Genomic DNA, 22,657 nt, shown 5'->3' on the forward strand with positions numbered 1-22,657 from the left:
ATCGCTGGTAAATCAATCAGGAGGGTTCTATGTCGCGAATGTGTCTGTGTACCGAAAACCAGGACGCAATCAGCCCCAACAAGGCCCCCAGCAGTATCAGATTGAAGCCATCGATGGCCCCCATTCCCACCAACCGGAAATTGCTGTTGTAGAGACCGGCCAGCTCCTTCACCACGCCCTCGCTCCAGATCACCATTACCTCGGTCAGCCACCAGGCCAGCATGCCGCCGATGACCCCGAACCAGATGCCGGTATAGAGGAAGGGACGATGGATAAAGGCATCGGTCGCCCCCACCAGTTTGAGCACTTCGATCTCGGATCGCTGGTTGAGGATATTCAGCCGCAACGTGTTGCCGACAATCAGCAGTACGGCGGAGAGCAGCAACACGGCGATACCGGTGATGGTATGGCGCAGCAGGTTCATGATCCCCTGCAACCGGGTCAGCCACTGCAGATCCAGCTTGCCCTGCTCGACACCTGGTTCGTTTTCCAGCTTGGCGAGCAGCTCGGCGGCCCCTTCCGGGTTCTGCCAGCGGGGATCCGGGATCACGCTGAGCACAGGGGGCAAGGGGTTGCTGTCGAGGTAGTCGAGGGCATCGCCAAAGCCGGAGATCTCCCGAAACTCCTTCAGCGCCTCATCCCGGTTCATGTAGGTGACGGACTCCACCTCGGGGTAGAGCAGGACGCGCTGCTTCATGTCGAGGATGCTCTGCTCCGGCAAGTCCTTGCGCAGATAGAGAGAGATCTGGGAACTGGTCTGCCAGCTGCCCTCCACGATCTCGGCGTTTTTCAGCAGCACGTGGAAACAGGAGGGCAACGCCAGGCTGACCCCGAGCACCGCCAGGGTCATCAGGGAGGCGAGCGGATTGCGCCACAGCTCACCCATGCTGGCAAACGCCTGACGCAGGTGATCCACCCAGTACATGACGAGGCGGCGCAACAGCGGCTGTTTATGACGAACGATGGCCATCAGTAGCCCTCCCCGTTTCGTGAGACAGTGACCACTAACCAGGGTTGTTCATGGCGGCTCATGGACATCACGCCTCCTCCTGCTCTTGCGAATACATGCGACCCGCCTTGAGGGTCAGGGTGCGATAGCGCATGCGGGCGATGAGGCCCAGGTCATGGGTGGCGATCAGCACCGAGACGCCGAAGCGGTTGAACTCCTCGAACAGTCGCATGATGTCCATGGAGAGCTGTGGATCCAGGTTGCCGGTAGGCTCATCCGCCAGCAGCAGTGGCGGCTTGTTGACGATGGCACGAGCGATGCCGACCCGCTGCTGCTCACCACCGGAGAGCATGCGTGGCTGGTAACGCTCCTTGCCGAGCAGCCCCACCTTGTCCAGTGCCGCCGCCACCCGCTTGTTGATGTCCCCATGACTGTAGCCATCGATCACCAGAGGCAGGGCCACGTTGTCGAACACGGTTCTGTCCATCAGCAGCCGGTGATCCTGGAAGATCATGCCGATCTGGCGACGCACATAGGGGATCTGGCCCCGCTTGATCTGGCTGACATCATCCCCGTGGAAGAAGACCCGGCCATCGGTCGGCCGCTCCATCACGCTGATGAGCTTGAGCAGGGTACTCTTGCCTGCCCCGGAGTGACCGGTCAGGAAGGCCATCTCTCCTTTGCGCAAATGGAAGCTGACTTTCTGCAGCGCCTGATGACCGCCGCTGTATACCTTGCTGACCTTATCGAAACGAATCATTCGGCTCCCTCATATTGACCAGTCCCGACCGGGATTGAAGCTCGGGATGCTCATTCAATGGCATCACCTGACAGCTTGCATGCCGTCACCGCGACCGTACACCTTGTTGATCTTGTCCCTGTGAGCCATCACAAACCCTGATAGCGACATGCCCCGATCGGGGTCGGGGCATGGCACAGGTTCATCACGACGGGACTTACTCGTCCCGGCTGAACAGCGCCTCGATAAAGTCGTTGGCGACGAAGGGACGCAAGTCGTCGATCCCTTCGCCCACCCCGATGTAACGGATCGGGATCTGGAACTTGTCCGCCACCGCGAAGATGACCCCGCCCTTGGCGGTACCGTCCAGCTTGGTGAGGGTGATGCCAGTCAGGCCCACCGCCTCGCTGAACAGCTTGGCCTGGCTCAGGGCGTTCTGGCCGGTGCCCGCGTCCAGGGTCAGCATGACCTCGTGGGGGGCTTCCTCGTCCAGCTTCTTCATCACCCGCACCACCTTCTTGAGCTCTTCCATCAGGTTGCTCTTGTTCTGCAGGCGGCCGGCGGTATCGGCGATCAGCACGTCGGCACCACGGGAGCGCGCCGCCTCGATGGCATCATAGATGACGGAGGCGGAGTCGGCGCCGGTGTGCTGGGCGATGACCGGAATGTTGTTGCGCTGACCCCAGACCTGCAGCTGCTCGACGGCGGCGGCGCGGAAGGTGTCACCGGCGGCCAGCATGACGTTCTTGCCCTCGGCCTGGAACTGCTTGGCCAGCTTGCCGATGGTGGTGGTCTTGCCCACCCCGTTGACGCCGACCATCAGGATCACATAGGGCTTCTTGCTGGTGTCGATGACCAGAGGCTGCTCGACCTTGGTCAGCATCTCTCCCATGTCCTGCTTGAGCAGACCGTAGAGCGCCTCGGCATCCTTGAGCTGCTTGCGATCCGCGTGCTGGATCAGGCCGTCAATGATACGGCTGGTAGTATCCACCCCGAGATCCGCCGTCAGCAGCTGGGTCTCCAGCTCCTCGAACAACTCGTCGTCGATCTTCTTGCCACTGAACAGGCCGAAGAAGCCGGAACCGATGTTCTCCTTGGTACGCACCAGGCTGCGCTTGAGGCGGGCGAAGAAACCCTCCCGTTGCGGCTTCTCCTGGGTATCGTCATCGACCTTGGCAGCCAGTGGCAGCGCGGCCAGGGCGGCAGCTTCCGCCTCCATCGCGGCGACCAGGCGCAGATCTTCCGCTCGCTGGGCCTCTTTGGCGATACGAGCTTCTTCGGCAGCCTGCGCTTCAACAGCAATACGGGCTTCCTCGGCAGCCTGGGCCTCAGCGGCAATGCGAGCGGCTTCGGCAGCCTGCGCTTCAGCGGCAATGCGCGCTTCTTCGGCAGCCTGCGCTTCAGCGGCAATGCGCGCTTCTTCGGCAGCCTGCGCTTCAGCAGCAATGCGAGCTTCTTCGGCAGCCTGCGCTTCGGCGGCAAGGCGAGCCTCTTCGGCAGCCTGCGCCTCAGCGGCAAGGCGAGCCTCTTCGGCAGCCTGCGCCTCAGCAGCGATACGAGCTTCTTCGGCAGCCTGCGCCTCGGCGGCAAGGCGAGCTTCTTCGGCAGCCTGCACTTCAGCAGCAATGCGAGCTTCCTCGGCAGCCTGCGCTTCAGCAGCAATACGAGCCTCTTCAAGAGCCTCTGCCTCAGCGGCAATGCGAGCGGCTTCGGCGGCCTGCGCCTCGGCAGAAACGCGGGCAGCTTCCTCAGCCTTTTGACGCGCGGCCTCCTGGGCCTCGGCCGCCTCTTCAGCAATCAGGGCCTCGTTGACGATGACGGGCTCCAGTTCGGAGGCGCACTCTTCCACCACTAGCGGACCTGCGTCCGGCGTTTCGGGGAACTCTTCGGCGATAGTAACGGCTGCCTCGGGCAGGGGAGCATCAGCAACGGGAGCGGGGGCGGCACTGCCCTCGGGCTCTGCGATCACCGGGGTGGCTGCGGGGGCCTCTGATGGGGCGACCTCGGCCTCTTCTTTCTTGCGGCCGAAACCCAGCCAGGAAAACAAACCTTTTGCCATCTAAAAAATACTCACTTCGTTGGCTGACTGCTAAGATAGCCGTCCCTCGGTGGGCCGGCATAAAAATGAACCGGCTTATACTACCACTTTATTTTCTGACGACGAAACGCGATGCCCAGAGTGAAAACCAGCCGTAACAACCCCAACCCCAAGCCCTCCTCACAAGGCAAAAGCGGGTTCGTAAGAATCATCAGCGGCCAATGGAAGGGGCGTAAACTGCCGGTCAGGGACCTGGATGGACTCAGACCCACCACGGATCGCGTCAAGGAAACCATCTTCAACTGGCTGGCCCCCCATGTGCGTGGTACCCGCTGTCTCGACCTGTTTGCCGGTAGCGGCAGCCTGGGGCTGGAGGCGCTCTCCCGCTATGCCGAGCAAGTGACCCTGATCGAGATGGACAAGGGGGCCGCCGAACAGCTTAGAAAGAATCTGGCGGTGCTCGGCAGCCAGCAGGGCAGTGTCATCCAGGCCGATGCCGTCAGCTGGTTGCAGGGGCCTGTGACCCCCTTCGATCTGGTGTTCCTGGATCCACCCTTTCGCCGTGAGCTGCTGCCCCAGGTGTGTGACCTGCTGGAGCAGCGGGGCTGGCTGGCGCCGGATGCCCTCATCTATCTTGAACGGGAAAAAGAGATGGCCGATCTGGCGCTGCCCGCCAGCTGGCAGCTGTTCAAGGACAAACAGGCCGGCCAGGTTTGCTATCAGCTCTATGTACGGGACACCCAGCATGACGCTGCGGTGTGAATGCCGGTGGAAGGCGGGCGCTGGGCCCTCCCCGTCCAGGCGGACAACGACTCAAGAACAAGCAGACCGATCGGGTCTGCTATCAACACTATGTGCGGGAGGTAAACGATGAAGCGGGTGTTCAATCTGTTGGCGATGGGCGTATTGCTGTTCTTCTGGCTCGGCGTGATCCTCGCGCTGCTGGGTACCCTGCCGGGCAAGCTGAACGGCTTCCTGCCGGTCTGCGGCCTGATCGTGGCCCTGATGCACTGGGTACAGGCCAGCCTCATCAAGGCCGCCTGCAAGCCCTACTTCGCGGTCACCCGGCTCGAGTTCACCCAGGTGCTGGTCTTCGGCGTTTTCGGCATGATGGAGATCCGCGCCAAGCTGCAAGCCATCATCGACGCCAAGCAGAAAGGCACGCCCCCGGAGGGCAACTGATCTTTCATCCCGCTTTTCAGCCCCGCAAAGGAGTGATTCGTCACTCCTTTGCTTTTTTCCCCACGCTGATGCCGAGTTTGATGGAGAGCACCGCCAGCAGCAGCAACATGGTGATCAGGGAGAAGAAATTGCTGCCAAGCTCCGGGTATTGCACCTTGATCAATGCTGAATGGCCGAAAACACCGATGAAAAAGCTGAGAAGCATGCAGGTCGGGGTATTTCCCACCATGGGTTCATGACGATAGTGCTGGTAGAGCTGATAAGCCGCCAGTACCAGGGCAATCAGGGGGAAGAAGGAGAAAGGCACGGCCGACTCGGTCACCACCGACAGGAAGGCATCACCACAGATGCCCACCAGCATCGCCAGCAGCAGGGGTTTCTTCGGGATAGGGTTCGGTTCATGCATGTCAGTCCATCCTTGCGTTAAGAGAGTGATTCACGACGCTTGCGATTCAGTACCTCGGCACCCATGGCGATCATCCGCAACTGGCTGATGGTGCGATCGGAGAGGGCCTTGCACTCCTCGCTGGTCATGTCGAGGGCATCTGCGCCTGCACTGAAGACGATGGTGACCATGGCCTCGGCCTGAATGAAGGCTTCCTCCCGCGGCGCCTCCGTGGTCGCCTCCAGGTAATCGGTCAGCTCGGCGATGAAATGCTGGATCTCCCGGGCCACCGCCTGACGGAAAGCCGCCGAGGTGCCGGAGCGCTCGCGCAGCAGCAGGCGGAAGATGTTCGGGTTGTTTTCCACGAATTCCATGAAAGTCTGCACCGAGGTGCTGATGACGCTGCCGCCCCCGGCGATGCGCTGACGCGCCTGACGCATCAGCTGGCGCAGGGTCAGCCCGCCCTCGTCCACCAGGGTCAGCCCCAGTTCTTCCATATCACGGAAATGACGGTAGAAGGAGGTCGGCGCTATGCCCGCCTCCCGCGCCACTTCCCGCAGGCTGAGGTTGGAGAAGCTGCGGTTGGCACAGAGTTGACTGAATGCAGCCTCGATCAGCGTACGCCGGGTTTTTTCTTTTTGTTGCGCGCGAATACCCACGAAAACAGTCACCTTGAGGTTAGCGAGGCCAAATGATAACCCGAAGGCAGGGCCGGGATCAGGTTTGTCTCCCACTTTTTTACCATTGACCCACATTCCGGCTCAATGGAGAATAGCGCACAGCTGTTCGCTGAAAGGAACCGAGTGAAATGGAACGTCCCCCGATCATCATGACCAACACCCTGCTGTTCACCCTCTCCGGGCTGACGGCACTGATTGCTGTGCCCTGGTACGGGCTGACCCATGGCTACGACCTCTGGCAGTGGCTCAGCTTCCTGCTGCTGTTCTGCTATTGCGGCATCTCCATCACCGCCGGTTATCACAGGCTCTGGTCCCACAAGGCCTACAAGGCACATCCGATCCTGCAATGGATCTTCGCCATCGGCGGTGCCCTCGCCCTGCAGAACTCGGCCCTGCACTGGTCCTCGGATCATCGCCGCCACCATCGTCACGTGGATGACAACCATCAGGATCCCTACAGCGCCGGTCGCGGCTTCTGGTACTCCCACATCGGCTGGATGCTGCGGGAGTATCAGGGCGAGGTCTACCACGACTACAGCAACGTGCGGGATCTGCAGAACAACCCCGTCGTCGCCTTTCAGCACAGGCACTACCTGGCCCTGACCCTCGGCACCAACATCGGCATCCCGCTGCTGCTGGGGCTCATCCACGGGGATCTGCTCGGCATGCTGCTGCTGGCCGGGGTGCTGCGCATGGTGATGACCCACCACACCACCTTCTTCATCAACTCCCTCGCCCACATCTGGGGCAGCCAGCCCTTCACCGATCGCAACAGCGCCCGGGACAACGGCATCCTGGCCTTCTTCACCTTCGGCGAGGGGTATCACAACTTCCACCACCTGTTCGAAAACGACTACCGCAACGGCATCCGCTGGTGGCAGTTCGATCCCACCAAGTGGCTGATCCGAAGCGCCGCCTGGTGCGGGCTGGCGAAGGATCTGCGCTCCTGCCCGGAGGAGCGCATCGAGCAGGCCAGGTTGCAGATGCAGTTGAAACGGGCCCAGGCCAGGTTGCACAAGCAGGATGACAGGGAGCTGTGGCAGGCCTTGCTGCAGGAGGAGTACGACAAGCTGAGCCAGCAGATCCAGCACTACTACGCGAGCCGCAAACGGCTGCTGGAGCTGCGCAGGCGCAAGGCGCTGGCCCGTTACGACAGGCTGAAGCTGCAGCTGGAATACCGCACCCTGCGCGATGGCTTCATCGCCAGCAAACGCAACTGGAGCCGATTGCTGGCTGGCATCGCCTGAGGCAAGTCCCACAAAAAGACCGCCAGTTGGCGGTTTTTTTGTGGGCGACACGCCAGACAGGCATAAAAAATGGGGCGACATTCGCATGTCACCCCCTCGCAAATAGCATGTTCCATATTGGGTTCCGAGCCTTGGGAGAGACTGTTTCACCTCACGGGTTTCCGCTCCCGATCCGAGGTGACGCCTGCCGGAGCAATCCGGTCGACCCATTCCCTCCCACTCTCTTCGCCCACACGACGGCACGCCGCCGTGTTTGTCCTTGCGCTTGAAATAGTACGCAGTTGGATAAAATAAAAAACCGTTTTGTGGGGCTCGATATGCAAACCACCACCAGGCCTACTGCTTTCACATCAAGCAAAATACGATTAAAAACAAAGCGATAAAAAGACCAAGAGAGATTGGATGGCAAACGTTATCCACCAAGGCGCACAAGGCTTTGCGAGATCTCGCACAAGAGCGCCGTCACAGCCAGGGATGCAATGGCAACCAGTCGCTCAGCTTCGCCAGCAGACGCCGCATCGCCGACGGGGCAGCAACCCGCTGGACGGAGACCTGCAGCCAGCGCTCTAGCCACTGCTGCAGCTCGGCGCACAGCGAGGGGCTGTGCAGGTGCAGCATCAGCTCGGTGTTGAGCATCAGGGAGCGGGGATCCAGGTTGAAGCTACCGATCAGCGCCTCTTCCTCCCCCATCAGCACCAGCTTGGCGTGCAGGCTCAGGGCCTCATCATTCAGCTCGAACAGCGCGATCTGCTGGCGCGCCAGCCAGGGTTTGTGCCGACGATAGGCTCCATAGACCAGGGGCATGTCCGTGCTGGCCAGGGAGTTGGTCAATATGGTGATGCTCACCCCCGCCTCCCGCTGCCGTCTGAAACTGCGCCGCAGGCTGCGGGTCAGGATCAGGTAAGGACTCACCAACCGCAACGCCCCCGGATTGCTGAGCAGGCGACGACTCAGCTCCCGCGCCATGGTTGGCCGGGCCACCAGCCCCTTGCCCGGTCTATCGAAGCAGAGCTCGCCCTGCCCCCCATGCCAGCGCAGGGGGACGGGCTCATCGTCGAACAGGGTGGCGGGCAGATCATAAAGAGCAGCCACCCCGGGTTCGGTCAGGGTGAGCAGGAAACCATTGACCGCCGTCACCTCGGCGGGCAGCAATTTTCGCCGCAGCAGACGGCGGATGGGGCGACTCCAGCGGCTGCGCCAATAGAGTGAAAAACCCTGCTCGGCCTGCCGGCAGATGGCCCCCCGGCAGGCCAGATCCAGATCGACGAAGTGAGGGGCCTCCCCCAATCCGAAGTAGCGATCGCCGATGTTGCGACCCCCGATCACCCCCTGACAGCCATCCACCAGCAACAGCTTGTTGTGCATGCGGTGGTTGATCCGTCGAAAACTCAGCAGCCCTTCGAGCAGCAGGGTCAACCGTCGCCAGCCCCGCAGCCAGAAAGGGTTGAACAGGCGCACTTCGATCCCCGGTTCATGGGCCACCATCTCCAGCAGGCGGTTGTCACCGACATAGAGATCGTCGATCAGCAGTTGCACTCTCACCCCGCGCCTGGCGGCGTGCAGCAGCTCGGCCAACAGCAACTTGCCACTGCCATCCTCGTCCCAGCTGTAATACTGGGCCTGGATCCGGCTGCGGGCACTGCGGATCAGCTGGCAACGCAGCTTGAGGGCGGCGCCAGGATCGTCCAGCAGGGCAAATTCAGCGGGGATCAAGGTTCATCTCCTTGTCATGAGGTCGTGGCATAACCCGGGCAAGAGCCCCAAACACACTGTGCCAAGGAGTCGATCATGGAGCTTAGTGACAGCCCCACCCTCAGCCACAGACCTCAGCTTTGCCAGCCGGAGCCCGTCACCAGAGTGCTGTCTCCCTGGTATCTGCAGCACAGGGATCGGGGCTGGGATGAGGATCAGGGTCGCGCCGCCTCGATGGCCTCGGTCTTGCCCTCCAGCTGAGGCAGGCTGAAACGATAGGCCACGTAATACTTGTAGATGGTGCCGACGTAGTTGATGGGCCCTTGTCCCACCTCGTTGGCCACCAGTTGTTCCACGTTGCCAAACCAGACATTCGGATCCAGCCCCCTGGCTTTCGCCTTGGCCTGCAGCGCCTGCACCCGGTTGGGCCCTGCATTGTAGGCCGCCAGCGCGAACAGATGGCGGTTGAGGTTGTCCATTGCAGGGTCGTTGAAATAGATGTCCAGGATGTGGCGCAGGTAGCGGCAGGCCGCCTCCACATTGCCCTCCAGGCTGGTGAGCCTGGCCCCGCGGATCCCGACGGCACCGCCGGTGCTCGGCAGCAGTTGCATGATGCCGACCGCCCCCTTGTTGGAGCGGACATTGGGGTTGAGCCCCGACTCCTTGTAGCCAAGGGCCGCCAGCATCAGCCAGTCCAGCTGGTATTTGCCTGCCTGGGTTTCTATCACCTTGCGGATGGTCGACAGCCGCCCCAGGGGATCCGGCGCCAGTATGTTGCTCATCTGCTCGCTTCGGGCCAGCAGGCGACGCAGTGTCATGTCGCTGTAGAGGGTGCGCTTGCTCGCCTCCGAGATATAGGCGTTCACCGCCTTGAGCAACTCGGGGTCGTTCTTGCGCAGGGCCCAGGCGCTGCGGCCCTTGTCCCGCAGGGGGATCAGCTTGTGGGCCTTGAGCCCCCCTATCATGTCGAGCCAGATCCGCCCCTTGAAACTGTCGGTCACGGTGAGCGGTATGATGCCGGCCGCCACCATCTCCATCAGGTCGCCATCTTGCAGGTATTCGGGCACCGTCTCGATATAGACGGGGGGCAACCCCAGCTCGCGGAACAGCCAGTTCAGCTGGGTCAGGCTCTCATGGTAGCTGGAGCTGGCACGCACCCAGATCCGCCGCCCAGAGAGCTGGGTGATGCGGTTGAAGGCGGGCAGATCCCGCTGGCTCACCACCCACTCCTCGATCGGGGCGATAAGGGGCTGGGAGAAGGTCACCTGTTCGCGTCGGGTCGGGGTCACCGTCATGTTGGCGGCCACCAGATCCCCGCGCCCCTCGGTGAGGTAGTCCAGCAGCTTGTCCTGACGCACCGGGATATAGATGATCTTGAGTTTCAGTTTCTCGTTGGCGAGATAGGTCTTGTTCAGCCAGCGCTCGAAGCCCTGCAGCTGATTGACCAGAATGCCGTACTGGGTCCCCTTGTCGAAGAAGAAGAAGCCCCGCTCATAGACCACCAGGGCCCTCAGTTCTTTCTTTTCCAGGATGTGGGCAAGATCCCCGGGCTGGGGCAGGAGTTTGGGCCTGACGTCCACAACCCGAGACGCGGCCGCACTGGATGGAGGGGCGGGATCCGCCGCCTGCAAGGGAAGGGAACAGAGTGCCAGCAGGAGCCAGATCCATAGCCGCATGTCATCTCCTTCTGCTGGCCGACGCCCGGAACAGGGGTTACCCACGGGATAACTCAATATAGAACGGGAGAAGCGGCTGGAGGTCAAGACGGCAGGCGAGCCTGCCGTATCATCACTGGGCTCAGAGGGAACGGGCACGCATCTCGAAGATCAGCTTCTCGGCGGTGCAGGTGAATTGCAGACGAGCCTTGAGGATCACCCCATCGGCGCCTTGCGTCAGCTCACTGTGGCACTCGGCCTCGGCACTGACCTGTTTGGCCAGCGCTTCGTAGCCGGCCAGCTTGGCGCGAGCGTCGGCTTCTGCCGCGGCCTCGATCACCAGCTCCATCACATCATCACCTTCCCCGATGATGGTTCCAATCTCGGCCATGCTGCCGCAGCTGTCACAGGTTTCCAGCACTTCATCTTTTACAGACATCATTCAACTCCTACTTATTTCGGCTGCGTATCATCGTCACGCAAAGCCTTGCGAAAGTCCTTGATGGCGGTACCCAGATCCTCGCCGGCACCGGCCAGGCGCTTGCTGCCAAACACCAGCACCACGACCAGCAGCAGGATCAACAAATGCCAGATATGAATTCCACCGAGTCCCATCGGGATACTCCTGACTGATAGATACCGATTGTTTGTATCAAAAGAAAGCGTAGAGATTGTTGGGCGAAATCAAGACAGGTGCAAGTTTGCGAGTCAATCGGCAAAAAAATACGGCGACCATGGCCGCCGTACGAGTCAGTGCTACTTGTCCCCTCAACCGCTACATCCTGTACCAGCCGCCACAAGGCGAGAGACAGGATCGAGCATAGGGTCGCCAAGATATGAAAACAAATGGTATAAATTCATCTGAGAATTGACGAGGATTCATATCATGTTGTTGGAACAGCTCGGGCGCATCGACCTTAATCTATTGATAATTCTTCAGGTATTGCTGGAGGAGCGCAACGGCAGCCGGGCCGCCCGTCGGTTGCACCTGAGCCAGTCCGCCGTCAGCAAGGCCCTCGGCCGCCTGCGGGAAACCTTCGACGATCCCCTGTTCGTGCGCTCCGCCTACGGGCTGGATCCCACCCCCCGCGCCCTGGATCTGCAACAACAGCTGCAGCCCATACTGCTCTCCCTGGACAACCTGATCCAGCCGCCCGCCTTCGATCCCGCCAGCACGGAGCGAGAGTTCGTCATCGCCAGCATGGACAGCGCCTTCACCCTGTTTGCCCCCCTCTACCTGAGCGAACTCAAGCGCCAGGCCCCCGGCATGCGGTTGCGTTACGAGGAGTGGACAGAGCACAGCCTGACCGAGATGAGCCAGGGCCAGGTGGATATCGCCTTCACGGTGCGGGAGAACTGCATCAACTCGGATTTTCGCCTCGATACCCTGCCCAACGCCATCTGCCAGCGCTTGCTCGCCATCGATGACCTCACCTGTCTGGTGCAGCCGGATCACCCGGCGCTGCAGGAAACCGACTGGGATCTTGCCCGCTATCTGGCCTATCCCCATGTGCAGACCTACTGCGAAGGGCGGGATCGCTGGATGCTGGATCACAAGCTGGCGGAGCAGGATCTCTATCGCCGGATAGAGGCCACCGTGCCCACCTTCGAGGCGGCGCTGCGCATGGGCATGCACTCGGACATGATAGTGACCCTCTCCCGGCTCTACGCCCGCCACGCGACCCAGGTCTATCCGCTGGTGCCGCTGCCCCTGCCGGTGGCGCTGGAGAGCATCTCCCACCTGCTGATCTGGCATCAGCGCCACGACGCAGATCCGGGTCATCGCTGGCTGCGGGAGACCCTGCTCACCCTCATCATGGGCAAGCTGGAGACCCCGACGGTCGAGGCCGCCTGAACAGGGCCCCGCTTCCGGGCGGGGCTTATCCCTTGCCGGTCACTTCCAGGTAGTGGTGTACCCCGTCCAGCAGCATCTGCACCGAGATCATCACCAGCAGCATGCCCATCAGCCGCTCAAGGGCGGTGAGTCCTCGCTCACCCAGCAGCTTGTTGAATACCTCGTAGAACATCAGGATCACGGCGCTGGCCCCCCAGGCCATCAGCAGGGCCAGGGACCAGTCCGTCATCCGGGTCGGCTCCTGGTTCGCCAGCAGCAGCAGGGAGGCGAGGATGGAAGGGCCCGCGATCATGGGGATGGCCATGGGCACCAGGAAGGGCTCCTCACCGGCGGCCAGACCAGTTACCCCACCCGGGGTCGGGAAGATCATCTTGATGGCGATGAGGAAGAGGATGATGCCACCGGCGATGCTCACCGCCTCCTGGCGCAGGTTGAGGAAGCTCAGGATCTGCTGACCGGCGAACAGGAAGGCCAGCATGATGGCCAGGGAAAAGAGCAGCTCGCGGATCATCACCTTGCGGCGCCGCTTGGGATCGACGTGGCGCAAGATGGAGAGGAAGACCGGCAGGTTGCCCAGCGGATCCATGATCAGAAACAACATGACGGCAGCGGAGAAAGTATCCATACAACGCCCTGGCTAAGCCTTCAGCAGGAAAAGAGAGGGCGGAATACTAACAAAGGGCGGGAGATTGCGCGAGCCACCGGGGGCGGCTCGCCGTCGGCCTCAGCCGTGATTGCAGATCTTGTCGGCGCTGGTCTGGAAACCCTCTCCGGATTCGATGAACTTGCCGCGCTTGGCCAGAAAATCGATCAGGGCCTCGGCATCCATCTCGCTGGCGCTGCAGGTGTGAAAGCGGGCATCGGCACCGAAGTGCTGACCGATCGCCTGCTTGAGGCTGGCACGGCTGAACTGCCCCCCCTGTTCCAGCATCATTTCCATCACTTCGTGACCATGTATCGATTGGGACATCTGAAACCTCGTTAATTATCATGTCAGATGTCAATTAAACCCCCGACGACCATTCCCGATCTTGATGTAGACCAATAAATTGCCCTTTTTCATGCTACCGGGCTGGTCGTGGCCGCCGCATTGTCGATAATGTGGCAACTCGATCGAGGGATGGCTACACTAGCGCCCCTTTTTGCCCTCGCAGTCAGAAAATAAGGACATTGGCGTCATGCTGTTCCATGGATGGGCCTTCAAGCCCTGGCGGATCTGGACCCGCCGCCCGCTCTGGTTGAAGACCCTGCTCGGCATGCTCGGCGGTATCGGGCTCGGACTCTGCTTCAGCGAGCAGGCGTTGCTGCTCAAGCCCATCGGCGTGCTCTTCGTCAACACCATACAGATGCTGATGGTGCCCCTCATCTTCTGCTCCGTCATCGCCGGCCTGACGGCCCTGCTCAGAGGCAAGGCCCTGGACAGGATCAGCGGCAAGGCCATCACCCTCTATCTGTTCTCCACCGCCATCGCCATCTGCATCGGCCTGATGATGGGCTGGCTGCTGGAGCCCGGCATGGGTGCCAACATGGGGCCCTACGAACGGGTCGGCGCCATGGCACAGCCCACCCTGGCCAGCGTGCTGAGCCATCTGGTACCCCGCAATCCCATCCAGGCCATGGTGGATGGCAAGGTACTGCAGGTATTGGTCTTCGCCATCGCCCTGGCCCTGGCCCTCAATGCCAGCGGCCGGCGCGGTCGTTCCGCCATCCGCTTCTTCGCCTCATTGGCAGAGGGCATGTTCACGCTGACCCAGATGGTGATGGTGCTGGCCCCTTACGGCGTCTGTGCCCTGATGGCCTGGATGACCGGCAAGTACGGTCTGGATCTGCTGCTGCCCCTGCTCAAGGTGATCGGCGCCGTCTACCTCGGCTGCCTGTTGCACGTGCTCGGGGTCTACAGCAGCCTGCTGCTTCTGCTGGCCCGCCTCAATCCCCTGCACTACTTCAAGAGCATCCTCGATGCCCAGGCGGTGGCCTTCACCAGCAGCTCCAGCAGCACCACCCTGCCCATCAGCCTGGCCTGTGCCGAGCGCAGGCTGGGGGTCTCCCCCGCCATCACCGCCAAGGTGCTGCCCATCGGCGCCACCATCAACATGGACGGCACCGCCCTCTATCAGGGGGTCACCGCCCTGTTCGTGGCCCAGGCTTTCGGGGTGGATCTGCACGTGGTGGATTATCTGACCATCATCAGCATCGCCACCCTGGCCAGCATCGGCACGGCGGGAACCCCGGGCACAGGGCTGATGCTGCTCACCCTGACCCTCACGGCCGTGGGCCTGCCCCTGGAGGGCGTCGCCCTCATCGCCGGCATCGACCGTCTGCTGGACATGGCCCGCACCACGGTCAACGTCTCCGGGGATATTCTGGTATCCGTGCTGATCGCCCGCAGCGAGGGGGAGCTGGATCTGGCGACCTATCACGACGCCAACGCAGGTGAGGACATCGACTTCACCCTGCGCTGAGGTGTCACGGGTACAGGCGAACGCCTGAGGCTCCTCTGTTATCCAAGAGGAGCGAGGAGTGGAAGGGAGATCAGTGGTCGTGGGGATCGTGGTGGCAGTGCCAGCAGATATCGAAGTTGGCGCCATTCTCCTCCCCGCACTGACCGCAGAGCCAGCCGTTGCCCTGACGCTGCTGATAACGCTCGATGATCCGCCCTGCCCGGCTGCGATCCGCCTCGCACACCATCAGGGTCACCTGCAGCAGATCCACCGGCAACTCCCCCAGCGCCCCCGACAATCCTTCCCCGCTGAGCCGCACCCGCACTCCCTCGACCTCCAGCGCCCCCTTCAGGGCGTGAGCCTCCAGGGAGTGAGAGGCCCGGTACAAATTGATCCACTCTTCCATCGCGTCTCCTCCATGCAGCCTGTCGATGCCGCAGCCATTCACAACAGGTTGTCGATGCCGTAATCAGGCCCGTTCGCAACCAGAAAATCGATAAAAACCCGTAACTTGCGAGGCATCAGCCGTCGCTCCGGGAACAGAAGATAGATCGGCACCTTGGGCTGACGCCAGTCGGGCAAGAGGGCGACCAGGGCGCCACTCGCCAGCTCATCATGGCACAGCATGGCAGGCAGGGAGGCCAATCCCAGCCCGGCCTTGGCCGCTTCCCGGGCACAGGTAATGTTGTTGACGGTGAATCTGGCAGGGGGATCGACCAGCACCTCCCGACCATCCAGTTCAAAGCACCAGTGCGATGCAAGAAACCCGGTGCTCACCGCTATCCGTTCATGGCGCACCAGATCCTCAGGCCGCTCCAGACCCGGGTTGCGCGCCAGGTATTCGGGGCTGGCGCAGAGCAGGCGCTCCGTGCTCCACAGCCGGCGGGCCGCCAGATTGGAGTCGTTCATGTCGCCGATCCGCACGATGGCATCCAGCCCCTCGCTGATGGGATCCACGATGCGGTTGGTCAGCTCCAGCTCCACCCTCAGCCCCGGATAGGCCTGCAGAAAACGCGCCACCAGCCGACCCACCACCAGCTGCCCCGTCTCGATGGGCACCGCCAGCTTGAGGGTGCCGGTCACCTCCTGCTGGCTCGCGCTCAGCATCAGTTCCGCCTGGGCCAGCTCCTCCACCGCCTTGCTGCAGCGCAGGTAATACTGCTCCCCCGCCTCGGTCAGGGTGAGCTGGCGGGTGGAGCGATAGAGCAGGCGCGCCCCGAGTCGCTGCTCCAGCTCGGCGATGCGGCGGCTGACCGTCGCCTTGGTCATCCCCAAGTCCTGGGCCGCCGCGGTAAAGGAGCCCTTGTCGACGATGCGCACCAGGATCAAGGCAGCATTCAGGTCCATTGTCTCACCAGTGAAACTGTATATCTCATGCAGGGATACTAATCGAAACAGTGGGCCGATGTTAGCCTGCACCCCACAGTTCAGGAAAACCAATATCATGAGTCAACACAAGAAGATCCCCCTGCTGGCCGCGCTGGTGCTGGCCGTGCTCGGCACGCTGTTCGCCGCCTACTGGTATCTCCATGGCCGCTATTTCGAGAGCACCGACAACGCCTATCTGCAGAGCGAGGTGACCGGTATCGGCTCCAAGCTGCCCGGCTACATCGGCGAGGTGCTGGTGACCGACAACCAGGAAGTGAAGGCGGGCCAGCTGATCGCCCGGCTGGATGATCGGGAGTACAAGACCAAGGTGCTGGAAGCCGAGGCGGACTTGCGCCTCAACCAGGCTACCGCCGAAAATCTGGCCGCCACCCGCACCCAGCAACTGAGCCAGATCCGTCAGGCCGAGGCCAAGGTCGCCTCCGCCAACGCCGAACAGGTGCGGGCCCAGCAACAGGTACGCCGCGTCAGTCAGCTCAATCAGCGTCACTACAGCTCCCAGGACAGCCTGGACGAGGTGCAGGCCGGCCTGCAGGTCAATCAGGCTCTGTTGCAGGAGGCCAGCGCCGCCCTGCAGGCAGCCCGTGAGCGACTGCTGGTACTGGATGCCGAGGCCAAGCAGAACCAGGCCAGACTTGCCCTGAGCGAGGCCCAGCTGCAGCAGGCCAAGCTGGAGCTCGGCTACACCGAATTGCGGGCGCCCGCCGATGGCATCATCGGCAAACGCAGCCTGCGGGAAGGACTCTACGTGCAGTCCGGCATGCAGGTGGCGAGCCTGGTGCCGTTGCAGCAGGTCTGGGTCGAGGCGAACTTCAAGGAGACCCAATTGCAACACATGCAGCCGGGCCAGAAGGTGGAGGTGATCCTGGATGCCTATCCGGATCAGCCGGTGGAAGGCATCATCGACAGCCTGGCCCCCGCCACCGGCGCCAAGTTCGCCCTGCTGCCGCCAGAGAATGCCACCGGCAACTTCACGAAAATTGTGCAGCGGGTACCGGTCAAGATCCGCATCCCCGAGCCCGGGGTACTGACCGGCAAGCTGCGGCCGGGCCTCTCCACCGAGGTGATCGTAGATACCCGCACGCCTGAGCCCCAGGTTGCGGCCCACTGATGGACGCCATCCCGCGCCGTAACTGGATCGCGGTCATGGGGGGCCTCATCGGCGCCTTCATGGCCATCCTCGACATCCAGATCACCAACGCCTCCCTGAAGGACATTCAGGGGGCGCTATCCGCCACCCTGAGCGAGAGCTCCTGGATCTCCACCTCCTATCTGGTAGCGGAGATGATCGCCATTCCCCTGAGCGGCTGGCTCAGCCGCGGCCTGGGGGCGCGCCGCTATCTGCTGTGGACCACGGGGGCCTTCATCATCGCCTCCGTGCTCTGTTCGTTCAGCTGGAACCTCACCAGCATGATCGTGTTCCGGGCCCTGCAGGGGTTCACCGGCGGCGCCCTCATCCCCATGGCATTCTCCCTCATCATCAGCCTGCTGCCCCTGCACAAGCGGGCCACCGGCATGGCGCTGTTCGGTCTATGTGCCACCTTCGCCCCCACCATAGGGCCAACCCTGGGGGGCTGGCTGACGGAGCAGCTCTCCTGGCACTACATCTTCTACCTGAACGTGCCCCCCGGCCTGCTGGTGATGGCCATGCTGGCCCACGGTCTGGACAAGAAGATGGTGGACTGGGAAGTGATCAAACGGGTGGATCTCGTCGGGATCCTCACCATGGCGGTGGGGTTGGGGCTGCTGGAGGTGGTACTGGAAGAGGGCAACCGGGAGGACTGGTTCGGTTCCAGTTTCATCGTGCGCCTGAGCGTCATCTCCGTGGTGGCACTCATCTTCTTCGTCATCAGCCAACTGCTGCGCCGCCACCCCCTGGTCAACCTGCGACTGCTGCACAGCCCGCGCTTCGCGCTGGCCTGTTTCGCCTATCTGGTGCTCGGCATGGCGCTGATGGGATCCATCTATGTGCTGCCCCTCTACATGACCCAGATCCACAACTACAACGCGCTGGAGATTGGCGAAGTGCTGATGTGGATGGGGTTGCCCCAGTTGCTGGTGCTGCCGCTGGTGCCCAAGCTGGTGACCAAGATAGACCCTCGCTACCTGGTGAGCTTCGGCTTCCTGGTGTTCGCCATCAGCTGTTTCATGAACATGCACATGAGCGCCGATTATGCCGGGCCCCAGCTGATCCAGTCCCTCGTCGTGCGGGCGCTGGGCCAGCCTTTCGTGATGGTGCCGCTCTCCCTGGTGGCCACCGCCAGCCTGACCCCGGACGAGGTTCCCTCCTCCTCCACCCTGCTCAACGTGCTGCGCAACCTCGGCGGTGCCATCGGCATCGCCATCATCGCCACCATGCTGGACAACGACACCCGCATCCATGCCAGCCAGATCGGCAGCACCCTGGCCGCCAGCAGCATCGAAGGGCAGAGCTACCTGCTGCAACTGGCCCAGAACATGATGGCGCAGGGAGCCGGCCCCGAGCAGGCGCAGTTGCAGGCCCAGGCCATGCTGGCAAACACCATCAATCGGGAAGCTGCCATCATGGCCTACAACCAGGTGTTCTACGTGATGGGGGTCTTCCTGCTCATCGCCAGCGCCCTGATGCTGCTGCTCAAGCAGCCGCCCCCCAAGGCGGCCGATGCCGAGCCCATGGAGGCGTGATACAGCAACGAAAAACGGGCCATCTGGCCCGTTTTTTTATGGTCGGAATAGGCGGTTCTCAGCCCGCCAGGGAGGCTGCAATCAGGAACTGGGCGGCGTAGTAGCTGCTCATGATCCAGGCCTTGGCGTGGGGGAAGGGGCGGCGGAAGCGATCGAGGGCCAGCATGCTGTCGGAGAAGAGGAACATCAAGGCCCCCACCAGGGCGGCGGCGCTGCCCGCCGTCAGGGAGGCGTGCCAGGCACCGGCGGCCACCCAGGCCATGGCGATGATCACCAGCATGTAGCAGAACACCGGGATCTTCATCTCACCCAGCTTGCTCCACAGCAGGCCGAACACCATGCCCGCCACCGCCAGCAGCAGCAGGCCATCCACCAGCTTGAGCACCAGGGGCCCCTGGGCGAAGCCCACGATGTAGCACAGATGCGCGACAAGAAATGCCGCCAAACCCTGGATGAAACGATCCCGTGGCAGCATCAGCAGCACGTCGCCGGCCAGCGACAGGCAGAGGCCGAGCAGGATCCAGGCGTTGGATCCATTGTGATCGTCACTCTGGTAACCGAAGGCGAGGGCTATGATGAACAGCATGGTCAGCGGCTTGCTGATGTAGAACTGACGGGCGTCCGAGCCGTAGGCTGCGCGGATGTGCCACCAGCCAGATGCGATGATCAAGAAACTCAATAACATGCCCTGCTCCTCACCGGCTGCCCACCCTGAAGCGGCTGCCTCTTTAATGACCGACAGATTAACAAATTCCCGTGAGCAGTGGCAGAGGGCGCAACAGATGGAACCCTACGCCTAAAGTCTAATTGTTCCCTTTCCCCGGCTCGGGCATAAGAGTCCACTCAGGAGGATCACCATGGAAGACGCAATGACCAACTATCTGCCCGCCATCGACATCATGATGTGCCATCTGGGGATCAGCTTCGAGCAAGCCTGTGAACAGCTGGGCCTGAGCCAGCAAGAGCAACAGACCCTGGATCTGCTGCAAAAACAGCAGCAGGCTCAGCCAAACTGAGCCTGCCGACAATGGCACGCCCTGTGCCATCAGGTACGCAGCCAACCGTGCTGACCCCATATTGAAAACGGCGCCCGAGGGCGCCGTTTTGCTTAGTGACTTGTTTTGCGTCTGCGTTGCAGCCAGACCACCAGGCCGAACAGCAGGAAGCCGGGCAGCCACATCAGCTCCTTGTTCCAGCGCTCGGTGGGTGCCTTGACGGAGAGGATCTGCTGATCGATCTCCAGCCCCAGCTCGGCGGCCGGTGAGCCGAAGCCCACGTTGTCCAGCAGCACCTTGCCATCCTGCTCATAGAGGGCAAGACCCAGATGCTCGAGGCGCGCCTCGCCACTCGCACCGTCCGGCACCGGCAGCAGCACGGTGAACTGGCGCAGCTTGCCGACCGCATCTTCCCCTTCCATGCGCAGGCGCAGGGTGCTCTCCGCATCCACCTGCCCCATGGTCTGGACCAGGGCGGCGGGATCGGTGTCGCGATAGGGGTCGTGCACCATGTCCATCCAGAAGCCCGGACGGAACAGGGTGAAGGCCACCAGCAGCAACAGCACGTTCTCGTACCAGCGGCTCTTCACCAGGAAGAAGCCCTGGGTGGCGGCGGCGAAGATCAGCATGGCGGCGGTGGCCACCGCGAAGATCAGCACCCCGTGGGCGAAGTCCACGTTGATGAGCAGCAGATCGGTGTTGAAGATGAACAGGAACGGCAGCGCCGCGGTGCGCAGGCTGTAGTAAAACGCCGTCACCCCGGTCTTGATGGGATCCCCTTTGGAGACGGCGGCCGCGGCGAACGAGGCCAGCCCCACCGGCGGGGTCACATCCGCCATGATGCCGAAGTAGAACACGAACAGGTGCACGGCGATGAGCGGCACGATGAGGCCGTTCTGCTGCCCCAGGGTGACGATGACCGGCGCCAGCAGGCTGGAGACCACGATGTAGTTGGCGGTAGTCGGCAGACCCATGCCGAGGATCAGGCTCAGCACGGCGGTGAGCAGCAGCATCAGCAGCAGGTTGCCCATGGAGAGGAACTCCACCAGATCCGCCAGCACCAGACCGACCCCGGTCTGGGAGACGGCCCCGACGATGATGCCCGCGGTGGCGGTGGCGATGCCGATGCCGATCATGTTGCGGGCACCGGCGATCAGCCCCTCACGCAGATCCACGGCCCCGTCGACGAAGCTGCCGTAATCGTGCTCGCCGTCGGTACGCAGCCAGTTCAGCAGCGGCCGCTGGGTCAGCAGGATCACCACCAGCATGACGGTGCCCCAGAAGGCTGACAGACCGGGGGAGAGACGCTCCACCATCAGGCACCACACCAGAACCACCACCGGCAGCAGGAAGTGCAGACCGGAGAGCAGCACGGCACGGGTGTTCGGCAGCTCGTCCAGGGGCTTGTCCGGATCTTCGGCAGGCAGGGGATCGTTGCTGGCGGCGATCTTGAGCAGCCCCAGGTAGGCGATGGCCAGCAGCACGGCAACCCCCGGCAGGGCGTATTCACCCAGGGCAGGCTTGAGCCAGCCGAGGCCGTAGTAGACCGCCATGGAGAGGCCGCTGATGAGGGCCGCACCGAAGGCGAAACCGGTCAGGCGACGCAGCCAGGGCTTGGGCTGGTGATTGCCGATGGGCTCCATGCCGAGTTTGAGCGCCTCCAGATGGACGATGTAGAGCAGGGCGATGTAGGAGATGGCCGCCGGCAGGAAGGCGTGCTTGATGATCTCCACATAGGGGATGCCCACATACTCCACCATCAGGAAGGCGGCGGCCCCCATGACGGGAGGCATGATCTGGCCGTTGACCGAGGAGGCCACCTCGACCGCTCCGGCCTTCTCCTTGGAGAAGCCGACCCGCTTCATCATGGGGATGGTGAAGGTACCCGTGGTCACCACGTTGGCAATCGACGAGCCGGAGATGACCCCGGTCAGGGCCGAGGCCACCACGGCCGCCTTGGCCGGGCCGCCGCGCAGGTGGCCGAGCAGGCTGAAGGCGAGCTGGATGAAGTAGTGACCGGCACCGGCCCGCTCCAGCAGGGCGCCGAACAGCACGAACAGGAACACGAAGCTGGTGGAGACCCCGAGGGCGATGCCGAACACCCCTTCGGTGGTGATCCACTGGTGGTTGGCCAGCGCATGCAGGCTGACCCCGCGGTGTGCCAGCAGGGACGGCATCCAGGGACCGGCCAGGCTATAGGCCAGGAAGACGATGGCGATGACCGCGAGGGCCGGCCCCAGGGCACGGCGGGCGGCTTCCAGCAGCAGCGGTACGCCGATGCAGGCGACCACGAAGTCCATGGTGGTCAGGTTGCCGGGGCGCTGGGCCAGCTCGGCATACATGATGAAGAGGTAACCGGCTGCGGCGGCACCGATGAGGCCGAGGGCGATGTCCGCCAGCGGCACCCTGTCTCGCGGCGACGTGCGCAGGGCCGGGAAGACCAGATAGGCGAGCAGGATGGCGAAGGCCAGATGGATGGAACGGGTCTCGGTGTCGTTGAACACACCGAAGCCCAGGGTAAAGGGCAAGGGGGAGGCGATCCACAGCTGGAACAGGGACCAGAGCAGCGCGAGGCCGGCGATGGTGGCGCCCATGGCACCGATCGGCAGGCGGGCTCCCACATCCTGGGCGATCAGCTCTTCGGCCGACAGCGCCTCTTGTTGTTGTGCTTGTTGCATAGTGTGACTCTGTTGCTACCGCTTATAAGCAAGACTCGCCCCGGGCGGGGCGAGTCTGGGGATGAGACACC

General features: G+C 62.5%; 23 protein-coding genes. 8 read left to right on the forward strand and 15 right to left on the reverse strand.

What is annotated here, in order from left to right; all coding sequences use genetic code 11:
• Positions 1-16 precede the first annotated feature (16 nt).
• The 3 genes from ftsX to ftsY form a co-directional block, all read right to left on the reverse strand.
• Positions 17-970 carry a permease-like cell division protein FtsX gene (gene ftsX / locus ACW5W7_RS19085; RefSeq protein WP_349920684.1) on the reverse strand — a complete coding sequence of 318 codons (954 nt, stop codon included), beginning with the start codon at positions 968-970 and terminating at the stop codon, positions 17-19.
• Between the two features lie 67 nt (positions 971-1,037).
• Positions 1,038-1,709 (reverse strand): cell division ATP-binding protein FtsE, encoded by a 672-nt coding sequence (gene ftsE / locus ACW5W7_RS19090; protein WP_434665168.1) that lies wholly within the window; start codon positions 1,707-1,709, stop codon positions 1,038-1,040.
• Positions 1,710-1,905: 196 nt separating this feature from the next.
• Complete coding sequence (gene ftsY / locus ACW5W7_RS19095; RefSeq protein ID WP_456502729.1) at positions 1,906-3,747, reverse strand: signal recognition particle-docking protein FtsY; 1,842 nt, start codon at positions 3,745-3,747, stop codon at positions 1,906-1,908.
• Between the two features lie 111 nt (positions 3,748-3,858).
• On the opposite strand from ftsY, the gene rsmD reads away from it, so the two are divergent.
• Positions 3,859-4,488, forward strand: coding sequence for a 16S rRNA (guanine(966)-N(2))-methyltransferase RsmD (gene rsmD / locus ACW5W7_RS19100; protein WP_456502730.1), 630 nt, complete (start codon positions 3,859-3,861; stop codon positions 4,486-4,488).
• A 108-nt stretch (positions 4,489-4,596) separates the two neighbouring features.
• Positions 4,597-4,908, forward strand: a complete 312-nt coding sequence (locus ACW5W7_RS19105) for a DUF1145 domain-containing protein (protein ID WP_456502731.1) — start codon at positions 4,597-4,599, stop codon at positions 4,906-4,908.
• A 40-nt stretch (positions 4,909-4,948) separates the two neighbouring features.
• On the opposite strand, the gene ACW5W7_RS19110 is transcribed toward ACW5W7_RS19105, so the two are convergent.
• Positions 4,949-5,314 (reverse strand): YijD family membrane protein, encoded by a 366-nt coding sequence (locus ACW5W7_RS19110; RefSeq protein WP_349920679.1) that lies wholly within the window; start codon positions 5,312-5,314, stop codon positions 4,949-4,951.
• A gap of 17 nt (positions 5,315-5,331) precedes the next feature.
• A complete protein-coding gene (gene fabR, locus ACW5W7_RS19115) occupies positions 5,332-5,952 on the reverse strand; it encodes an HTH-type transcriptional repressor FabR (protein WP_349920678.1) in 621 nt (206 codons plus the stop codon).
• A 149-nt stretch (positions 5,953-6,101) separates the two neighbouring features.
• On the opposite strand from fabR, the gene ACW5W7_RS19120 reads away from it, so the two are divergent.
• Positions 6,102-7,220, forward strand: coding sequence for a fatty acid desaturase (locus ACW5W7_RS19120; protein ID WP_434665163.1), 1,119 nt, complete (start codon positions 6,102-6,104; stop codon positions 7,218-7,220).
• 462 nt (positions 7,221-7,682) lie between these two features.
• Here ACW5W7_RS19120 and ACW5W7_RS19125 read toward each other — a convergent pair whose 3' ends face one another.
• The 4 genes from ACW5W7_RS19125 to tatA form a co-directional block, all read right to left on the reverse strand.
• Positions 7,683-8,933, reverse strand: a complete 1,251-nt coding sequence (locus tag ACW5W7_RS19125; protein WP_456502732.1) for a phospholipase D-like domain-containing protein — start codon at positions 8,931-8,933, stop codon at positions 7,683-7,685.
• Positions 8,934-9,127: 194 nt separating this feature from the next.
• Complete coding sequence (locus tag ACW5W7_RS19130; RefSeq protein ID WP_456502733.1) at positions 9,128-10,588, reverse strand: transglycosylase SLT domain-containing protein; 1,461 nt, start codon at positions 10,586-10,588, stop codon at positions 9,128-9,130.
• Positions 10,589-10,709: 121 nt separating this feature from the next.
• Positions 10,710-11,006 (reverse strand): YfcZ/YiiS family protein, encoded by a 297-nt coding sequence (locus ACW5W7_RS19135; RefSeq protein WP_349920674.1) that lies wholly within the window; start codon positions 11,004-11,006, stop codon positions 10,710-10,712.
• 14 nt (positions 11,007-11,020) lie between these two features.
• Complete coding sequence (gene tatA / locus ACW5W7_RS19140) at positions 11,021-11,182, reverse strand: twin-arginine translocase TatA/TatE family subunit (RefSeq protein ID WP_434665156.1); 162 nt, start codon at positions 11,180-11,182, stop codon at positions 11,021-11,023.
• 271 nt (positions 11,183-11,453) lie between these two features.
• Here tatA and ACW5W7_RS19145 point away from each other — a divergent pair, with 271 nt between their 5' ends.
• Entirely contained in the window at positions 11,454-12,422 is a 969-nt protein-coding gene (locus tag ACW5W7_RS19145; protein ID WP_349920672.1) for a LysR substrate-binding domain-containing protein, read from the forward strand.
• A gap of 25 nt (positions 12,423-12,447) precedes the next feature.
• Here ACW5W7_RS19145 and ACW5W7_RS19150 read toward each other — a convergent pair whose 3' ends face one another.
• Together ACW5W7_RS19150 and ACW5W7_RS19155 are read right to left on the reverse strand one after the other, a co-directional pair.
• On the reverse strand, positions 12,448-13,047 hold the full coding sequence (locus tag ACW5W7_RS19150; RefSeq protein WP_456502734.1) for a YhgN family NAAT transporter: 600 nt from the start codon (positions 13,045-13,047) through the stop codon (positions 12,448-12,450).
• Positions 13,048-13,146: 99 nt separating this feature from the next.
• A complete protein-coding gene (locus ACW5W7_RS19155; protein ID WP_456502735.1) occupies positions 13,147-13,392 on the reverse strand; it encodes a YecH family metal-binding protein in 246 nt (81 codons plus the stop codon).
• 208 nt (positions 13,393-13,600) lie between these two features.
• Here ACW5W7_RS19155 and ACW5W7_RS19160 point away from each other — a divergent pair, with 208 nt between their 5' ends.
• On the forward strand, positions 13,601-14,884 hold the full coding sequence (locus ACW5W7_RS19160) for a dicarboxylate/amino acid:cation symporter (RefSeq protein ID WP_456502736.1): 1,284 nt from the start codon (positions 13,601-13,603) through the stop codon (positions 14,882-14,884).
• 70 nt (positions 14,885-14,954) lie between these two features.
• Here the strand turns inward: ACW5W7_RS19160 and ACW5W7_RS19165 are convergent, their stop codons facing one another.
• Positions 14,955-15,269, reverse strand: a complete 315-nt coding sequence (locus tag ACW5W7_RS19165) for a putative signal transducing protein (RefSeq protein WP_349920668.1) — start codon at positions 15,267-15,269, stop codon at positions 14,955-14,957.
• A 38-nt stretch (positions 15,270-15,307) separates the two neighbouring features.
• Positions 15,308-16,210 carry a LysR substrate-binding domain-containing protein gene (locus tag ACW5W7_RS19170; RefSeq protein ID WP_456502737.1) on the reverse strand — a complete coding sequence of 301 codons (903 nt, stop codon included), beginning with the start codon at positions 16,208-16,210 and terminating at the stop codon, positions 15,308-15,310.
• Between the two features lie 97 nt (positions 16,211-16,307).
• Between ACW5W7_RS19170 and ACW5W7_RS19175 the strand changes: the two genes are divergently transcribed.
• A complete protein-coding gene (locus tag ACW5W7_RS19175; protein WP_349920666.1) occupies positions 16,308-17,360 on the forward strand; it encodes an HlyD family secretion protein in 1,053 nt (350 codons plus the stop codon).
• The gene (locus ACW5W7_RS19180) at positions 17,360-18,913 is read left to right on the forward strand and encodes a DHA2 family efflux MFS transporter permease subunit (protein ID WP_456502738.1); all 1,554 of its coding nucleotides are present in this window, start codon (positions 17,360-17,362) and stop codon (positions 18,911-18,913) included. Before ACW5W7_RS19175 ends, ACW5W7_RS19180 begins: the two co-directional genes overlap by 1 nt.
• A 58-nt stretch (positions 18,914-18,971) precedes the next feature.
• On the opposite strand, the gene ACW5W7_RS19185 is transcribed toward ACW5W7_RS19180, so the two are convergent.
• Entirely contained in the window at positions 18,972-19,598 is a 627-nt protein-coding gene (locus ACW5W7_RS19185; RefSeq protein ID WP_349920664.1) for a lysoplasmalogenase, read from the reverse strand.
• Positions 19,599-19,770: 172 nt separating this feature from the next.
• On the opposite strand from ACW5W7_RS19185, the gene ACW5W7_RS19190 reads away from it, so the two are divergent.
• A complete protein-coding gene (locus ACW5W7_RS19190; RefSeq protein WP_349920663.1) occupies positions 19,771-19,929 on the forward strand; it encodes a hypothetical protein in 159 nt (52 codons plus the stop codon).
• 92 nt (positions 19,930-20,021) lie between these two features.
• On the opposite strand, the gene ACW5W7_RS19195 is transcribed toward ACW5W7_RS19190, so the two are convergent.
• Positions 20,022-22,586: a TRAP transporter permease gene (locus ACW5W7_RS19195; protein ID WP_456502739.1), complete on the reverse strand. Its 2,565-nt coding sequence runs from the start codon at positions 22,584-22,586 to the stop codon at positions 20,022-20,024.
• Positions 22,587-22,657: the final 71 nt, after the last annotated feature.

The sequence above is a fragment of the Aeromonas intestinalis genome (assembly GCF_054052485.1).

Bases quoted from the DNA above. Each gene is read 5' to 3' on its own strand.
- ftsX (WP_349920684.1), bottom strand. From the start codon at position 970: ATGGCCATCGTTCGTCATAAACAGCCGCTGTTGCGCCGCCTCGTCATG.
- ftsE (WP_434665168.1), bottom strand. From the start codon at position 1,709: ATGATTCGTTTCGATAAGGTCAGCAAGGTATACAGCGGCGGTCATCAG.
- ftsY (WP_456502729.1), bottom strand. From the start codon at position 3,747: ATGGCAAAAGGTTTGTTTTCCTGGCTGGGTTTCGGCCGCAAGAAAGAA.
- rsmD (WP_456502730.1), top strand. From the start codon at position 3,859: ATGCCCAGAGTGAAAACCAGCCGTAACAACCCCAACCCCAAGCCCTCC.
- ACW5W7_RS19105 (WP_456502731.1), top strand. From the start codon at position 4,597: ATGAAGCGGGTGTTCAATCTGTTGGCGATGGGCGTATTGCTGTTCTTC.
- ACW5W7_RS19110 (WP_349920679.1), bottom strand. From the start codon at position 5,314: ATGCATGAACCGAACCCTATCCCGAAGAAACCCCTGCTGCTGGCGATG.
- ACW5W7_RS19120 (WP_434665163.1), top strand. From the start codon at position 6,102: ATGGAACGTCCCCCGATCATCATGACCAACACCCTGCTGTTCACCCTC.
- ACW5W7_RS19130 (WP_456502733.1), bottom strand. From the start codon at position 10,588: ATGCGGCTATGGATCTGGCTCCTGCTGGCACTCTGTTCCCTTCCCTTG.
- ACW5W7_RS19135 (WP_349920674.1), bottom strand. From the start codon at position 11,006: ATGTCTGTAAAAGATGAAGTGCTGGAAACCTGTGACAGCTGCGGCAGC.
- tatA (WP_434665156.1), bottom strand. From the start codon at position 11,182: ATGGGACTCGGTGGAATTCATATCTGGCATTTGTTGATCCTGCTGCTG.
- ACW5W7_RS19145 (WP_349920672.1), top strand. From the start codon at position 11,454: ATGTTGTTGGAACAGCTCGGGCGCATCGACCTTAATCTATTGATAATT.
- ACW5W7_RS19150 (WP_456502734.1), bottom strand. From the start codon at position 13,047: ATGGATACTTTCTCCGCTGCCGTCATGTTGTTTCTGATCATGGATCCG.
- ACW5W7_RS19155 (WP_456502735.1), bottom strand. From the start codon at position 13,392: ATGTCCCAATCGATACATGGTCACGAAGTGATGGAAATGATGCTGGAA.
- ACW5W7_RS19160 (WP_456502736.1), top strand. From the start codon at position 13,601: ATGCTGTTCCATGGATGGGCCTTCAAGCCCTGGCGGATCTGGACCCGC.
- ACW5W7_RS19165 (WP_349920668.1), bottom strand. From the start codon at position 15,269: ATGGAAGAGTGGATCAATTTGTACCGGGCCTCTCACTCCCTGGAGGCT.
- ACW5W7_RS19170 (WP_456502737.1), bottom strand. From the start codon at position 16,210: ATGGACCTGAATGCTGCCTTGATCCTGGTGCGCATCGTCGACAAGGGC.
- ACW5W7_RS19175 (WP_349920666.1), top strand. From the start codon at position 16,308: ATGAGTCAACACAAGAAGATCCCCCTGCTGGCCGCGCTGGTGCTGGCC.
- ACW5W7_RS19180 (WP_456502738.1), top strand. From the start codon at position 17,360: ATGGACGCCATCCCGCGCCGTAACTGGATCGCGGTCATGGGGGGCCTC.
- ACW5W7_RS19185 (WP_349920664.1), bottom strand. From the start codon at position 19,598: ATGTTATTGAGTTTCTTGATCATCGCATCTGGCTGGTGGCACATCCGC.
- ACW5W7_RS19190 (WP_349920663.1), top strand. From the start codon at position 19,771: ATGGAAGACGCAATGACCAACTATCTGCCCGCCATCGACATCATGATG.
- ACW5W7_RS19195 (WP_456502739.1), bottom strand. From the start codon at position 22,586: ATGCAACAAGCACAACAACAAGAGGCGCTGTCGGCCGAAGAGCTGATC.